The organism is Occallatibacter sp. FHG110214_02 (genome assembly GCF_059115385.1).
In genome coordinates, this window is record NZ_JBZYWK010000002.1 from 367,219 (window position 1) to 382,299 (window position 15,081).

14 protein-coding genes are annotated in these 15,081 nt (G+C 55.4%); 7 read left to right on the plus strand and 7 right to left on the minus strand.

Annotated features, from left to right (window positions below):
- Positions 1 to 121 precede the first annotated feature (121 nt).
- Positions 122 to 1,135, minus strand: coding sequence for an outer membrane protein assembly factor BamB family protein (locus AC5S3R_RS03440; RefSeq protein ID WP_494265270.1), 1,014 nt, complete (start codon positions 1,133 to 1,135; stop codon positions 122 to 124).
- 97 nt (positions 1,136 to 1,232) lie between these two features.
- A complete protein-coding gene (locus AC5S3R_RS03445) occupies positions 1,233 to 1,745 on the minus strand; it encodes a hypothetical protein (RefSeq protein ID WP_494265271.1) in 513 nt (170 codons plus the stop codon).
- Between the two features lie 414 nt (positions 1,746 to 2,159).
- Here AC5S3R_RS03445 and AC5S3R_RS03450 point away from each other — a divergent pair, with 414 nt between their 5' ends.
- Entirely contained in the window at positions 2,160 to 3,203 is a 1,044-nt protein-coding gene (locus AC5S3R_RS03450) for a YncE family protein (protein WP_494265272.1), read from the plus strand.
- 73 nt (positions 3,204 to 3,276) lie between these two features.
- Here AC5S3R_RS03450 and AC5S3R_RS03455 read toward each other — a convergent pair whose 3' ends face one another.
- Positions 3,277 to 4,686, minus strand: coding sequence for a sensor histidine kinase (locus AC5S3R_RS03455; protein WP_494265273.1), 1,410 nt, complete (start codon positions 4,684 to 4,686; stop codon positions 3,277 to 3,279).
- The gene (locus tag AC5S3R_RS03460) at positions 4,677 to 5,357 is read right to left on the minus strand and encodes a response regulator transcription factor (protein ID WP_494265276.1); all 681 of its coding nucleotides are present in this window, start codon (positions 5,355 to 5,357) and stop codon (positions 4,677 to 4,679) included. The genes AC5S3R_RS03455 and AC5S3R_RS03460 overlap by 10 nt, the downstream gene beginning before the upstream one ends.
- 157 nt (positions 5,358 to 5,514) lie before the next feature.
- Between AC5S3R_RS03460 and AC5S3R_RS03465 the strand changes: the two genes are divergently transcribed.
- Both AC5S3R_RS03465 and AC5S3R_RS03470 read left to right on the plus strand, forming a co-directional pair.
- The gene (locus AC5S3R_RS03465) at positions 5,515 to 8,430 is read left to right on the plus strand and encodes a TonB-dependent receptor (protein WP_494265277.1); all 2,916 of its coding nucleotides are present in this window, start codon (positions 5,515 to 5,517) and stop codon (positions 8,428 to 8,430) included.
- 124 nt (positions 8,431 to 8,554) lie between these two features.
- A complete protein-coding gene (locus AC5S3R_RS03470; RefSeq protein ID WP_494265279.1) occupies positions 8,555 to 9,856 on the plus strand; it encodes a histidine-type phosphatase in 1,302 nt (433 codons plus the stop codon).
- 770 nt (positions 9,857 to 10,626) lie between these two features.
- On the opposite strand, the gene AC5S3R_RS03475 is transcribed toward AC5S3R_RS03470, so the two are convergent.
- Positions 10,627 to 10,992, minus strand: coding sequence for a hypothetical protein (locus AC5S3R_RS03475; protein ID WP_494265280.1), 366 nt, complete (start codon positions 10,990 to 10,992; stop codon positions 10,627 to 10,629).
- A 67-nt stretch (positions 10,993 to 11,059) separates the two neighbouring features.
- Here AC5S3R_RS03475 and AC5S3R_RS03480 point away from each other — a divergent pair, with 67 nt between their 5' ends.
- Genes AC5S3R_RS03480 through AC5S3R_RS03495 form a run of 4 tightly spaced genes read left to right on the plus strand, consistent with a single transcriptional unit; the run spans position 11,060 to position 12,524 of the window.
- Positions 11,060 to 11,602 carry an SDR family oxidoreductase gene (locus AC5S3R_RS03480; protein ID WP_494265281.1) on the plus strand — a complete coding sequence of 181 codons (543 nt, stop codon included), beginning with the start codon at positions 11,060 to 11,062 and terminating at the stop codon, positions 11,600 to 11,602.
- A gap of 9 nt (positions 11,603 to 11,611) precedes the next feature.
- The gene (locus AC5S3R_RS03485; RefSeq protein WP_494265282.1) at positions 11,612 to 12,136 is read left to right on the plus strand and encodes a class I SAM-dependent methyltransferase; all 525 of its coding nucleotides are present in this window, start codon (positions 11,612 to 11,614) and stop codon (positions 12,134 to 12,136) included.
- Positions 12,137 to 12,147: 11 nt separating this feature from the next.
- Positions 12,148 to 12,330 carry a hypothetical protein gene (locus tag AC5S3R_RS03490; protein ID WP_494265283.1) on the plus strand — a complete coding sequence of 61 codons (183 nt, stop codon included), beginning with the start codon at positions 12,148 to 12,150 and terminating at the stop codon, positions 12,328 to 12,330.
- Between the two features lie 11 nt (positions 12,331 to 12,341).
- Entirely contained in the window at positions 12,342 to 12,524 is a 183-nt protein-coding gene (locus AC5S3R_RS03495; protein ID WP_494265284.1) for a hypothetical protein, read from the plus strand.
- A gap of 106 nt (positions 12,525 to 12,630) precedes the next feature.
- Here the strand turns inward: AC5S3R_RS03495 and AC5S3R_RS03500 are convergent, their stop codons facing one another.
- Both AC5S3R_RS03500 and AC5S3R_RS03505 read right to left on the minus strand, forming a co-directional pair.
- Positions 12,631 to 12,825 carry a zf-HC2 domain-containing protein gene (locus tag AC5S3R_RS03500; protein ID WP_494265285.1) on the minus strand — a complete coding sequence of 65 codons (195 nt, stop codon included), beginning with the start codon at positions 12,823 to 12,825 and terminating at the stop codon, positions 12,631 to 12,633.
- 93 nt (positions 12,826 to 12,918) lie between these two features.
- On the minus strand, positions 12,919 to 14,895 hold the full coding sequence (locus AC5S3R_RS03505) for a S9 family peptidase (RefSeq protein WP_494265286.1): 1,977 nt from the start codon (positions 14,893 to 14,895) through the stop codon (positions 12,919 to 12,921).
- Positions 14,896 to 15,081: the final 186 nt, after the last annotated feature.

A 15,081-nucleotide genomic window follows, 5' to 3' on the forward strand; every position in this document is an offset into this window, starting at 1 on the left:
AAAATAACAACAAGTGCAAGTACAGCTTTTCCTGGCGTAATTTTCTTGCGCCACATCATATGTGTTTTCTCCTGTGCTCTCTTTGCCTTTCATCTCAGCGGAATGAACTTGACCCCATGAGTTATTTGCCGACAACCAGCACGCAGAAGGTGCCATCGACAACTGTCTTCGTCGGCTTCTTTGTAGGATCAATAGCAGGCGTTACGTTAACGGTTGCAGTGGGAAGGAAAATCTTTCCAGTCTTCTTGTCGAAGGCCATAGTCTTTGCGCCAGACTGCGTCGCCACAGAATCTAGCGCGGCGTACTCATCCGGCCCCTTCTGCTGAATCACCGTCAAGTTGCCTTCGCCGTTCGAGAAGAAGATCAGGCCATCCTTTGCATCAAAGCCCGCGGCATCGGTGCCGCCTCCAGTGGGCAACGTCGTAATCTCTTTGCCAGTCGTAGCGTCCAGCACTTCCATGGTCTTGTTGTGACCGCCGACAAAGATGCGGTTGTTCTTGCCATCAAGAGCAAGGCCCGTCGGAGCCTTCACGCTTGTGAGTGGGAAGTGCTGTTTCACTTCCAATGTCTTCGCATCAAACACTGCAATTTCGTTCTTGTCTTCGAGAGCAACATAGACCAAGCCTTCCTTGCTGGCTGCGCCTTCGCCGTCGCCACCCACATTTACCGTACCCACAACGTCGCCGCTGGTCGCGTCAATCGCAGTAATGTCATGCGATTTGTGATTATTCGTAAACACCCGCTGCGTGGCGCCGTTAAAGTAAATGCCGTCCGGCCCCTTACCTACATCAATCTTTTTGATGACGGTCAACTTCTCTGTATCGAAGATCGTCACCTTGTCTTCCTTCCCATTGCTGGTAAAGCCGTGCTTCAACTTGGCGGCAATGGCAATGCCGTGCACACCGGGCGTGTCCTCAATGGTTCCCACCTGCGTCCCGGTATCGGCGTCCAGAACGTTTACCCGCACGCCGTGCGAGACGTAGATTCTGCGTGCTGCACTGTCCACGCTGATGTAGTCCCAGCCGTCGTGTCCTGCAATGGAGTAACGTGTCTGCACCTTGTAGTCTGTTGCTGATGCGGAGACGCCGCCGCATAACAACACCATTGCGATTGAAAATGACGCGATCCGCTTCATGTACTTCTTCTCCTCTGTATGTAATTGCGTTTCGATACGCAGGTTGAAATGAAACAATCCTGGAGCGAGCGCACATGACCCTCACTCCAAACGTTGGTTAGCGGTACAAGGCATCTTTGCTGGGAATCTGCTTCTGAATTTCGTCGCGAATGGCCACGCCAATCTTGAGAGCTTCGTCTTCGCTGCTGGCTTTTGTGAACGGCACTTCCATGACAACGAATCCGCCACTTAGGTCACCGCCATGCGTATCCGTAATAGGAATCAGCAAGTCAAAGATTTGTTCTTTGTCAATGCGGGCAGCCTGAGGCTTGGCCGCTGCCAGTTTTTCTAGATCTGCAGGCGAAGATTTTTTCCCATTCTTTGAGCGGATGTTGGAAGCAATGATGACGTTATCCGTCGATCCCGGCGGAACCGCATGAAGGCCGAGCTTACCAATCTCGCCGGTATGGCGCGCGAATGTCTTATCGACAAGCGACTGCGCCAGTGGTGCATTGACTTGCACAATGTTGGAAGGCTTCTTGGCCGACGCTTCCTGTGACTGCATGGTCACAGAGGTAAGGCCCAGCAATAAAGCTCCGAGGAGAATAGGTCTGGCGGACAGTCTTAGCATGATGCACTCCTTTTCAATACCTTTGGGAATATCTCGATTCAAAGCACCTTCGCGCTCCCGGAATAAGAGCCATGGATGGATAAGCGATCCGGAAAGCAGCGATAGACCTATTCAACCGAATGAATCTTAGGTCCGCCTTAGAAAGGCCTCGTATTTCCTGGCTTCTGCAATTGTTTGTCAATTTTTCACAATTGCCTCTTGCTGATTTGCGCAAAAAACAACGCTTTTGCGTTCAGAAGCGCTTCATGATTAGCGCCGCATGCGCTGCGTATGGAAGAGTTGCTAGCTCAGTGAACGTTGAATTTATCGTGACATGGGTATTTCTAAGGTTGCTTTTAGAGTCCGCTGCTATAAACCGAAGATGGCAAGCGCGCATTACCTCCACAAATCTTCCGCAAACCCGAAAGGAACCCTGTGAAAGCTGCAGTAGCTATTGCTCTCTTTGCATCTCTTGGCTTATCCGTTTCATCCGTAGCTCAGAGCAGCTACAACGCATCTCCGGTTACGTTAACTGCATGGACTCCGCTGCCAGGTATCGAAGGAGATTTCGATTTTCTTGCTCTGGATACCCGGCGCAATCACATCATCATTGCTGCTGAAGAACATCACACGCTCGAAGTGTTTGACGCAGCCACTGGTGCACATTTGAAGAGCGTCCCAGGCGTGAAAACGCCGCACACCTTGGCTTATGTCGCAGAGAAAGATGAATTACTTGTTGCCGATGGCGGCTATTCTTCAACGCTGCTTCTCTCCGCCGAAGACTTTCATCAAGTTGACCGCATACAAATGCTTGACGGCTCTGTGACCGGCAAGACTGATTCGCCGGATGTGGGCTATTACGATGCGCCACGACGTACATTCTATATTGGCAACGGCGGAAAATCCGCAAATCTTCCTTATTCGGAAATCACCGCGATTAATGTCGATTCCCATAAAGTAACTGGGCACATTCGTGTGGAAGGCGTAAACCTGGAAGCAATTGCAATTGATGACAAGGCAGACAAGCTTTACGTCAACATTCGTGACCAGAAGAAGATCGGCGTTGTTGATCTCAAAGAGATGAAGCTCGTTGATACATGGACAACTCCCGACCTGAATCTGAATACTTCCATGGCGCTGGACGCGGCAACCCATCGCCTCTTCGTTGTGGGCCGCAAGCCGGGTATCTTTTATGTCTTCGATGCCAACACGGGAAAGGTTGTCACGCAACAGCCCTGCATGAATATCGCCGATGGCATGGCCTGGGATCCTGCGTCCAAGCTGATTTATATCTTTGCCTCACAAGGCATGAGCATCTTCCACCAAGACTCCGCCGATCACTACACGTTGCTCACGAACATTCCCACCAATGGCGGAAAAACCGGCCTGCTACTTTCCAAGAGCAAGCAGCTTTTCGTCGTCCATCCCAAGACCCCCATCGATGACGCCGGCCTGCTTGTTTACCACATGAATCGCTAACAATACTAATCCGGTGCGACCATGTGCCTCACTTAGCGGCACATGGCGCGCCGGTAATTTCACAGGAGCCTGCTCAGGCAGCGGGGGAACGGTCTGGAGAAAGAGGCAGCGCGAGACATACCACGGTTCCCTGGTGCAACTGGCTGACTACGGAAAGTTTGGCGTGGTGAATCTCTGCGATCCACTGAGCTATGGCGAGGCCGAGACCCGAGCCCTCCACGTGGCTGCGCGAGGGATCGGCGCGATAGAAGCGGTCGAAGATGTGCGGCAGCGCCTCAGCAGGGATGCCCACGCCGCTATCGTGGATGAGAACCGTGGCCTGCTCCGCTGTTGCTTCCAGCGCGACCTTGATTTCGCCGTGCGGCTCAGTGAACTTGAGCGCATTATCGAGCAGAATCCAGAACAACCGGCGAAGCGCCGAGAACTCGCCGAGAACGAAGAGCGGCTGTGCCTGCGGAAGCGAGACGGAAAACGAGAGGTTACGCTCAGCAGCGATGGGACGGGCAATCTCGCAAGCCTCATTGAGCGCGGCGGCGAGGTCTTGCGGAGCGAGCACGGCATCGGTGCCGGCGGCATCGGCGCGGGCCAGTGTGAGCATGTCTTCAAGCAGCTTCGCGGCTTTTGCGGATTCGTCCACAATCTCTTCAAGCGCGGCACGGCTTTCGCTGTCGGCCTGGGGATTGCGCAGTGCCACTTCCGCCACTGTGCGCATGAATGAAAGCGGCCCACGCAACTCATGAGAGGCGTCTGCCGTGAACTGCTTAATCTGATTCACAGCAGACTCAAGCCGCGCCAGCATCGCATTGCACGTCTCTACAAGCCTCTGCAACTCATCCCCCGTCTGCGTCTCCGGTACACGCTCTGACAAATTGCGAATACTGATAGCCCGCGCCGTAGCTGTAATGCGGTCCACCGGCTTCAACGCTCTCCGGCTCAGCCAATAACCGCCTACCGAAGAGATAAGCAGTAGAAGCGGAACTGACGCCAGCAGTCCTTTCCAGAACTGCTCCAGCACGACCAGATTCCCCGCCTCTGGTGCAGCAGCGTAAAGATATAGCTGCTCCGAGCCAAGCGAAAACGAGCGAACCACTACCCAGTAGGGCGCACCATACGACCACACATGAACAAACTGCTCGCCCGGCTTATCCGGCACCGCCGGCCAGGGAAACGACTTCGCCGCAAACGACGGCGAAGGATAAGCATGGGAACCATCGGCGCGATAAATTTCTGCAAGCCCGTTGCCTGTCGCATGTGCAAAATCATGAAAGTCCTGCGCCCGGTCCGCTGCAGGCTCATTCTGGCCAGACTCAAGCAGCGCCTGCAGCCGGTCAATACGCCGGCTCAGCGTGGTGTAGCGCTCTTTCGTCAGCGTATGTTTCAGGTTGAGCCACATCGCCGCGCCAAACATCACCCATCCAGCAAAAAAGATGCAGCCAAACCAGAACGTCAGCCGCAGCGATATGGACGTGCGATTCAGGAACATGCGGTGCTCCTCAGCGAGTAGCCCACGCCGCGCACTGTATGCAGCATCTCCGGTTCGCCGGACTGGGTAATCTTCGACCGCAGTGCGCGAATAAACACATACAGGGAATCAAAACTCACATCCGCATCGCTGCTCCACCCCTCTTCAATCAGCACGCCATGCGGAACAATCGAGTTTGCGCGCCGTATCAACACGGCCAGTAGCGCGCATTCCGTCTTGGTAAGGGGAGCCACGCGTTCCCCACGCTGCAGCTCATATTCCAGCGGGCGTAAAAGCAAATCTTCAAATTGAAGCAACTTAGGCTCCGGCGCAGGAACACGGCGCGCAGCCGCCCGCACTCGCGCCAGCAAAACATCCAGCGCAAAGGGCTTCGTCAGGTAATCGTCAGCGCCCGCATCCAGCCCTTGCACAATATCGCCCATCGAATCGCGCGCGGAAACCATGATCGCCTGCGTCCGCATCCGCGCCTCGCGCAATTTGCGGATAACCGTAACGCCATCCATGCGCGGTAGCATCACGTCCAGCAGCATTACGTCAAAGTCGTTTGTGCGCCCCAGACGCAACGCCTCTTCTCCGTCATACGCCAGCGTTACGGAATAACCTTCACTCTCAAGCGCGCGGCCAAGATGGCCTGCGAGGCTGCGCTTGTCTTCCACAATCAAAACCTGCATGAATGAATCCTGAAGCCGATGCTATCCGCCGATTATGAATTGTCCATAAAAACGCCCATTTCCGGCCTCATCCTCAGATTCAGATTAGGTAGGCCCCAGATACTCCTCGCATATCCCCTGCCACCGCGAACGCAGGAATAACACAGGAGAAAACAGGATGACTACCATCCGAAAAACCCTGCTCGCCCGTACTGCGGGCCTGCTATTTTGCCTCATCTTACTTGCATCCATCGCCGTTGCGCAGACCGGTAAAGGCCTGATTTCAGGCACAGTTACCGACAGCTCGGGCGCGGCGCTGCAAAGCGCGCACATCAACCTTGAGCCCCTGGGCAAGACAACCATTACCAACGAGCGGGGCGAGTATTCGCTGACTGGCGTGGCACCCGGTCATTATGCGCTCACTGTTGAATTTACCGGCTTTCAGCCATTCCGCAAGGAAATGGATGTGGCCGCAGGACAGACTGCGACGCTCGATGCGACGCTGAGCGTGAACCCAAGCAGCGAGCAGGTAGAAGTTGTCGCCGGCGGCGCGCAGGACCTTACGCAGGCGGCTGTCGAGGAAATCTCGTCGCAGAATATCGTGAACGTTATGCCTTCCACGGAAATTGTTGCGCTGCCAAATTCCAACATTGCAGACGCAACCGGGCGGTTGCCCGGCGTGACTCTGCAACGCAACGAAGGCCAGGGCGAGTACATCCAGGTGCGCGGGCTGGAGCCGCGGCTTACCAATGTCACAGTCGATGGAGTGACCCTGGCTTCGCCTGAGGTCACCATCAACCAAATCGACCTGACGACGATTCCCAGCAACATGGTAGAGTCTATCGTTATCAACAAGACCCTCTCCGCTAACCAGGATGCCGATGGCATCGGCGGCTCCGTGGACCTGGTGACCAAAACGGCGGGTAACCGGCCCTACCTCAGCGGCGAGACCACGCTGGGCTTTACGCCGATCCAGAACACCCGCTACATCGGCAAGCTGAACGCAACCGCAGGAATGCGCTTTGGCGCGGATAAGCGCTGGGGCGTGATTGGCGGCTTTGTAGCCGACTACAACGGCGGCGGCATTGACAACATCCAGCCCAGCCCGGATATCAACCCTGATGGCTCGACGACTCCTTATTACACCAAGGACACGCAGCGCATGTATCGCATGGATGAGACTCGCTGGGGCCTCACAAGCACCGTGGATTACAAGGTGAGCCCCAAAACCACCCTTGCTGTGCACTTCCTGCTTTCTGATTTCAAGGACTTTCTCGACAAGTATTACTACGAGGTCGGTTCCAAGTCGCAGTACTACCAGTCGAATCAAACGAGAAACCCGGAAATCGGTACCCTGATTCTCGATGGCAGCCACATTCTGAAGAATTCATGGATTCACTGGGGCTCTGCCGTCTCCCGCTCTCGCTTCGAGAACGCCGGCGGCGACCCGAGGGCTGAGTGGAACCCGGTATCTTCTCTGAAAAACTACGTCAAGAGCAACTGCGTTTATGCCGGGACGCCCACCAGCATCTACCGCCCCATGTGGTCAGCGGGATGCGAGTTCCCCAATGCGGACCCCGCGAATGATAATTTCAGCCCGACGAACTACATCCTGGCTACCTACCGCACCACCAGCGGACAGGCAGTCTCACTAAACCTGCAGGAGTGGGCTGGAATGGGTCTGAACTACCACCTCGGTTCGCACTCGGCAACCTTTGAATTCGGCGGCCAATTCCGCAACAACCACTCCTTCGAGTACGCATCGACCCCGCAGTACAACTACGTTGGACCGACCAAGGGCGACAGCGCCGCGAGCCTTGTCCCGTTTCAGACCGGATTCACCAACAACCACTACTATGGCGGCACCTATTACATGGGGCCTATCACCGACTGGAAAAGGCTGACCTCTTACTGGCAGGCAAACCCGACATACTTCCAACTGGATTTGCCAACCACGCGGGAAGGCTCGGATTCCGCCAACTTTGACCTGATTAACCGCACCACCGCGGGCTACGTGATGAACACCATTAACTGGTCCAAGTTCAGCCTGCAAACGGGCCTGCGCTTTGAAGCCACACAGGTGCATGTACTCGGCTATTACGTGAACCCCGCAGCTGGTCCGAACGGCAACGGTCTGGACAACAATGGCAACTGGATTGGAACCACTCCGGAGACCACTACCCAGTCTTACATCGTTCCTTTGCCCAGCGTGCAGGCGCGTTGGATGGTGACCCCGATGACCGCCATTCGCGCCGTTTACTCGCGCGGAATCTCGCGACCGAATCCTTATGACCTGGCGCCGTATGTTCTGGACAATGGAGCGGACGGCGGCAATCCCCGCTATAGCATTGGCAACCCCAAAGAAAAGCCTACCCACGCCAACAACTATGATTTGCTGTTGGAGCAGGAGCTTCGCCCCTTCGGCTTGATCCAGGCCGGGTTCTTCTATAAGCAGCTCTACAACCCCATCGCCTCGACTTACACCCTCTGCTCGATTACAGGCTCTCTCTGCAACATCCCGGCGAGCAATCCTGGGGACGAGGCGCAGCAGAATGTTAACGCCGGCGACGCCAGCGTCTCAGGGCTTGAGTTTTCATGGAAGCAGCGGTTGAGCACACTGCCCGGCGCACTGCGCGGCCTTGTCATGATGGCCAACTATACGTATGCCAATTCGCACACCAACGGCATTCCGGGGCGTACGGATTCGCCGTCGCTGATTGGCACCGCGCACCACTCCTTCAACATTGAGCCCGGCTACACGCTGGGACGCGCCGATGTGCACATGGGCATCAGTTACAACGGCGCTTACAACTATGCCTACCAGTGGTTCAACAACCAGCCCGACCCTTCCGGCAATACCGCCGGTCCGGCAAATGGCCCAACGGGCGACAACTTCTCCTATGCGCACCTGCAGGTGGACGCCCAGGTGGGAGCACGTGTGTGGCGCGGATTGCACGTAATCGTCAATGGACTGAACCTCAACAACGAGGTCTTTGGCTACTACAACGGGCAACCGCAATATCTGACTCAGCGCGAATACTACAAGCCGACATACAGCTTTAGCCTGCGCTGGGATTCAGGCCGCAACAAATAGCGCAGTGGCGGAGGGTGGACTTGTATTGATCCACCTTCCGCCACCACTCTCATTTTCTGAAGTTGAAAACAAGTTGATTTCCAATCTCTATTCCCATAAAAACCGTATGCGGAGACAAACTCTGATGAGGAAGACAATTGCGGCTCTTCTTTTGGCCGCCGTGGGGATCGCTACAGCGCAGGCGCAAAATGCGATTCCAGCTAAAAGCACCGTGGATGAAAATACATCTCTGAAGTTCGTGATCGTGTACACCCGCCACGGTGTCCGCTCACCCACCGGCAAGCTCGACACACTGAACAAATACTCGCGGCAGCCGTGGCCGCAGTGGAACGTTGCTCCCGGATACCTGACAGCACATGGCGCGCAGTTGATGACCATCTTTGGCAAATATGACCGCGAGCTATTTGCCTCGCAAGGATTACTTGCCGCGACAGGCTGCGAGGATGCGGCGCACATTCGCATCGTTTCCGACTCTGACCAGCGCACGCGCGAAACAGGCAAGGCACTTGCCGAAGGGCTCGCTCCCCGATGCGGCGTTGCCGTAACCGCATTGCCTGAAGGCACACCAAATCCACTCTTTCATCCGCTCTCCGCGGGAGTAGGTGAGCCGGACAAGGCACTCGCCACTGCTGCGCTTGCCGGACGTATTGGCGGCAACGCGCAAGGCGTTGCGGACTCATATCGCGCACAACTCAACGCGCTGGAAGAAGTGCTGCTCAGCGGCGAAAACAAAGACGGCTCCACACGGCAGTCTCTCTTCGATGTTCCTGCGTCCTTTTCTTCTGGCAAAGGCGATCACATAGCAGACTTCAGTTCTCCGCTCTCGCTTGCCTCCACCATGACGGAAGATTTTCTGCTTGAATACACCGAGGGTATGGACAAGCAGAACGTAGGCTGGGGTCATGTTGATCTCGCCAAGCTGCGGGAACTGCTTCAACTACACGTTGCCAGCGAAGACATTGCACAGCGCACCACTTACATTGCCCGCTCGCAGTCTTCCAATGCGCTTGACCACATGCTCCACTCCATGCGGCAAGCTGTAACCGGCAAGCCAGAGGCTGGTGCGCTGAGCAAGCCAGAGGACCGCTTGCTGATTCTGGTTGGCCATGACAACAACCTTGCCAACATTGCCGGCAATCTTAATATCAACTGGCTGGAAGATGGCCGTCGCGACGACACGCCTCCCGGTGCTGCGCTGGTTTTTGAGTTGTGGCAGAACAACAAAACCGGCGCACTCTCCGTACGCACCTGGTACACCGCTCAAACACTGGACCAGATGCGCAACTCGGTTCCGCTCAGCCTTGCTGTTCCTCCCGAGCGCGTGCCGGTGTTTGTACCTAGCTGTAGCCGGGCAGATGGCTCGTGCGAGTGGGCCGCGTTCGAGAAGACGCTCAAGACGGTGATCGATCCGGCATTTGTTCAGTAGTGCTGGATGACCATCGTCTTGAAGACTCGGGGCTTGATCGTAGCCTGAATGCCTGCCTGGAAGCTGGCGATGGTCCGTGAGCCGTCGCCGCACCTGGCAAATACTGTTCCTTAGTGATATGCCGCTGCATCCGCACTTGCTCCGAACGGCAAGGAGCCTCCCACCAAAAATGACGAGTGGCCGCCACGTTGAGGGCTTTTTCAGGGCTGCGGACAAGACCACTGAGCTGCGCTCGGGAAGCCAAGGCACGGTGTATGTGGTTTGTATGTGGAACGGAAGTGGTGGCCAGAGGCGGCTTTGGTCAGTGCTACACACCCTTTTCCGGATACCGGCCGCGGGAATCGTTTTGAATCCCCGCCTGAATACCGCGGCTTGAAATTGGCTTCCCGGTCATCGAACCGATGACCGCTTTTACGCCATCTTCCCGCGAACTTGTAACTGATTGATTCTGAAGGTTTTCGTCGCCCTAGAAGGCCCTCTCACTCCCTAAGATCCGCTTATTGCTCCGATGCGCTAAGTCTTTTATTTTCTTCGAAAATGATGCTGCGACATCGGATCTTGTGGATGGCAGGGGGCGTCGGTTCGGATCATTTTTCGCGTTGTAATGTATGCCGAAACGCCCTTTATAGGGAGTATACCGTAATGTTTTTTGAGATGGGCGATACATCTGAAAAGTAGATCAGATGCCCTTCTGTCCGCTGTCTCTGGCACCGTGGCGCAGATCAAGCCCGCGCGGTGCCCTCTCCAACACTGCTCCACGCTACTGGACCTCAGTTGTAGAGAGTGCTTGCTGTCCACTGCTTTATGACAACGTGCGGGTGCTTTTCAAAGGCAGTACGGATTGCATCGAGGCTTGCTTGGTTCCACCTAGGAGCGCTGGTGCTGAATACGACCATGGACTCTCCCATCGCGATGGCGAGATCCCGGTAGCGTTCGGCTGTCTCGGCTGGCGTAAGTTTGTCGCCCTTGAGGCTGTCGTTACTTTTCGCCTCGCCGATACAGAGCCCGCCATCCACGACACAGCAGATGTCCAGTTCGAGATAGGGCGCGTCCGCGCCCTCCTTCGTCAGGCGAACTTCGGGGCGAAAGAGGAAGCTGTCCTTCGACGAGATGCGCAGCTTGTTGAGCGTCAGCAACGGCACATATCCGGACAGAAATTGGCTGGAAAGGTTGCACTCGTGGCAGGAGGTGCGAAGAACCTGGGTGGCCGATGTAGAGAAAGTCTTCGCAGAGGGAAAGAAGCAATTCGGCGGTATCGATATTGCAGTTAACACTATCGGAAAGGTGCTGAAGAAGCCAATCATTGAGACGACCGAGGCTGAGTACGACAGCATGATGGCAATCAACGCCAAGACGGCATACTTCTTTTTGCGGGAAGCGGGACGGCAGTTAAACGACAACGGCAAGGTTGTGACCATCGTGACGTCACTTCTGGCGGCATTCACCGACCTGTACTCAACCTATGCCGGCGGCAAGGCTCCTGTCGAACACTTCACTCGCGCAGCCGCCAAGGAATTTGGAGCGCGCGGCATTTCGGTCAATAGCGTCGGACCAGGGCCAATGGATACCCCATTCTTCTATCCAGCAGAGACGACTGACTCCATTGCGTATCACAAGTCTGCGGCGATGAATGGAAAGCTGACGGATATCAAGGATATTGCTCCCATCATCGAGTTCCTGGTTACCGATGGTTGGTGGATCACAGGACAAACGATCTTTGTCAACGGCGGATACACGACCCGCTAACATCAAAGCATGACGACTGAGCAGGCAGCCGCACTCATTCGAACACAGCACCTCGAATGGGCGCAGCCGCAGATCTGGTGTGACCTTGGGTGTGGCGGGGGCGTTTTTACGTTAGCCCTCGCTTCGTTATTAGCCCCCGGAAGCACTATTCATGCCATTGACGTAGACGCGCGGGCAATACGGAAGATTCCGGAAAGACATAATGGTGTCGAGATTCGTACGCTTCTTGCCGATCTCAATAGCCTCAGCTTAAGACTGCCGAGTTGCGATGGGTTCCTTATGGCAAACACGCTTCATTTCATCCCTGAACAAGAACAGCTGCTTTCGAGACTAGCGGCTGTAAGCCGACGCTTCCTCGTTGTGGAGTACGAACGCTCCATCCCCAACATCTGGGGACCGTATCCTGTGACCTTTGAGAAGCTGCGTTCACTCTTTCGTAAGGCAGGGGTGGACGCGGTGCAGCAGCTCGACACCAGAAGATCACGCTTCGGAGGGACAATGTACTCCGCGTTCGCCGAAACCAGCAGCAACTGAAAGGGCTTCTCATGAACGCTCAGTCTGAATTGCATCCGGTAGTACAAGCGGCGTTGGACGCGCTTCATACTGGCGAGAAGAAAGCCTGGAGAGAACTCTTTGAGCCAAGTGCGCAGCTGTTCGATGACGGATCACCACGCGACTTCAGCGCGTTTACCGCCGGAGCGGGTGCTGCTCACGGCCACATCTATTAATGGTGAACTGCTTGCGCTCTCCGGCCCGCAATCCTTACCCAAGCCGCATCGGGGGGATCGAGCCTGACGCACATGCCGATCTGTTGCTCATCGAAGGCAATCCGCTTGCGGACATCAAGCTCGTCACCAATCCGGAAAAGAACTTCCACCTCATCATGAAGGAAGGACGCCTTTATAAAAAGGCGCTTGCTTAAGCTGAGCTCTTGCCGAGTGCTGATTGAGACGAGGTAATGAACTGCGCCCGAAAGCCCGAACGCGGCATGCGTTTCATCTGTGGTGAAAGCCAGAAGCTGAACCTGTTCAATCTTTGAAAATATCTGTTGAATACTCCTGAAGAACATCCGTCAGAGCCAGCATCTGTTCCAAGAAATCACAGCATGCAGGGCAATCGGCGAGGTGGTTGTTCAACTCTTCCACCTCTTTGTCCGACAGTGCTCCGCGGGCAGCCAAACTGCATAGCTGTTCAAATCGTCGATGAGAATGAGCATTTATCAAGATTGGCCTGATACCTGTTATTTCCGAACGTGAAACAGCTTAATTGGAAACGCCGAACCTCGGCAAGCAATTCGGCGCTGCTTCGGCGACTCCTTATTGCTGGGAGAGCAAATATCGATTAACGAAGAGGATTTTCAAGTAAAAGCCGTAATCGATATTTGTCTTCTTTTGGAACACATGTCCCTCATCCTTCATGCCCAGAAACCAGACAGGTGCGTGATTCTTGCGTGCTGCTTCGGCCATCTGCTCTGATTCCGCATACGGTACTCGCGGGTCCATCTTGCCGGCCAGGATAAACATGGGCTTTGTCAGATTGCTTGCCAGGTTGGCAGGCGCGATCTTTTCCAAAGCGGCGCGTGTAGCTGGATCGCGCTCATCGCCATATTCAACACGGCGAAGCTGCCGCCGGTATTCGGCTGTTCTTTCCAGGAACGTCACAATATTCGACAGACCCACCGTATCAATTGAAGCCGCAATGCGGTTGTTGTATTGAGTCGCCACGGAAAGCGTCATGTATCCGCCGTAACTCATTCCGGCGATAAGAATGCGGGAAGCATCCAAATCCGGCTGGGTCTTAATCCAATCCAGCAACGCCCCGATATCCGTAACGGAGTCCTCTCGCTTTACGCCATTGTCCAGCATTGAGAAGCTCTTTCCATAGCCTATAGAACCGCGGACATTGGGATAGATAAGTGCAATACCCATTTCGCGCAGGAAGTAATGATACTCGTGGTAATCGTCGAGGTATTCCGGGCGCGCCTGCCCTTCCGGGCCGCCGTGAATGTCGATGATGACGGGCCGTTTTCCTGTAAAGTGCGCGGGAGGGCGGAAGAGAAAGCCTGAGAGGCGCACGGAGTCCTGCGCAGTCCAGTGAATCAACTTGGCAGGCTGCTCGTCGTCCATTTTCAAGCCGCCGGTTTCGCTTTCAGTCCAGCGAGTCAGTTTTGTCGTGCCTGCTTTGAGCGTGTAGGCGTCATAGGGCTGCGTGGGAGTTGAAAACGAGAGGGCCAGCTCTCCCGTTACAGGATGGAAAGCCAGGTCAGCAATTACGCCTGTCGGCAGAGACGGCGCGGGCAATTCCTTGCCTGCAGGCAGGGATACCAGATGGAGCCGGCTAATGCCTTCTTCATTGAGCGAATAAGCCAGCGTGTGCCCATCCTCTGAAATGGCATATACATCCACGTCGTGCTGCACGCCGGGAGTCAGACAAACAGGAGATCCTCCGTTGAGTGGGATACGCCAGATTCGATGAAACTCTGAGTCGCGATCCGAAAGCGCGAGGATGGCGCTTCCATCCGGTGTGAAGTGCGCCTGCGCCCAGGAAACCAGTTTTCCCTGATCGAGGGAGTCTGTCAGGGTCTTTACCGCACCACTTGCCGTGTCAACCAGCGATAAAGACGCGGAATTGACAGAGACATAATTCAGCACGGCAATCTTCCGTCCATCCGGAGACCAGTCCTGCACCTGCAACCCGCCCCCCTGCCACTGCGACAACAGGCGCGCGCTCCTTGGATTCTCCGGATCTTCCACCCAGAGATCTAGGTCAGCACCATTCCGATGCGTGGAGGCCCAGGCCATCCTGCTTCCATCATGAGCAAGGGCCGCGTACATATTACGCGAGGTTCCATCCGTAAGCAGTGTGACCAGGCCAGTGCCAACATCACGCCGGTAGAGCTGGAATTGTTCCGCCCCGCCCGTGTCACTCATGAATACAAAGTAACGCCCGAACTTCGGCTGCCATTTGGCTTCACGTGCCGGTTCGTGCAAAAAGGTTATCTGATGACGCGCTCCCATAGGCATCTCGACTTCATGGATTCCCGGCACCTCTCCAAAGCGCGTGCGCACCAACATGGATCGCTTGACTGGATTCCAGGACTGAAAGTGCGCCTCCCGCGCTTCCGTGTATGAAGCGGCCTTCTGCACCAGGGCAAGCGGAATGGCGGGTGTGCCAACTGGAATCAGGCTGGATGCCGGACTGAATACGGGGCCAGAGGAAGTCTGGGCGGATACAAGGGAAAAAGAACACGCCAGCAAAGCGCTGAGAGCTACAACCGAACGTCGCGTCGCCAATGGAACTCCTGACAGGTAAATAGGTTTGGGCATGCTGCCTATGTGCGCCCAACATCAGCAAGTGCCGGATTTTTACGCGAGTTGTACCATCCTGTCACAAAAAAATCACATAGCTGGTACAAATCAGGCTTTGTTGCGGCATTTGCATACACCAGGAGAGCGCGCGAACCATGAAATTTCCCCCGC

What these genes read in the sequence shown, in the direction of transcription:
- AC5S3R_RS03445 (WP_494265271.1), bottom strand. Translation starts at nt 1,745, where the DNA reads ATGCTAAGACTGTCCGCCAGACCTATTCTCCTCGGAGCTTTATTGCTG.
- AC5S3R_RS03485 (WP_494265282.1), top strand. Translation starts at nt 11,612, where the DNA reads ATGACGACTGAGCAGGCAGCCGCACTCATTCGAACACAGCACCTCGAA.
- AC5S3R_RS03460 (WP_494265276.1), bottom strand. Translation starts at nt 5,357, where the DNA reads ATGCAGGTTTTGATTGTGGAAGACAAGCGCAGCCTCGCAGGCCATCTT.
- AC5S3R_RS03490 (WP_494265283.1), top strand. Translation starts at nt 12,148, where the DNA reads ATGAACGCTCAGTCTGAATTGCATCCGGTAGTACAAGCGGCGTTGGAC.
- AC5S3R_RS03465 (WP_494265277.1), top strand. Translation starts at nt 5,515, where the DNA reads ATGACTACCATCCGAAAAACCCTGCTCGCCCGTACTGCGGGCCTGCTA.
- AC5S3R_RS03470 (WP_494265279.1), top strand. Translation starts at nt 8,555, where the DNA reads ATGAGGAAGACAATTGCGGCTCTTCTTTTGGCCGCCGTGGGGATCGCT.
- AC5S3R_RS03440 (WP_494265270.1), bottom strand. Translation starts at nt 1,135, where the DNA reads ATGAAGCGGATCGCGTCATTTTCAATCGCAATGGTGTTGTTATGCGGC.
- AC5S3R_RS03455 (WP_494265273.1), bottom strand. Translation starts at nt 4,686, where the DNA reads ATGTTCCTGAATCGCACGTCCATATCGCTGCGGCTGACGTTCTGGTTT.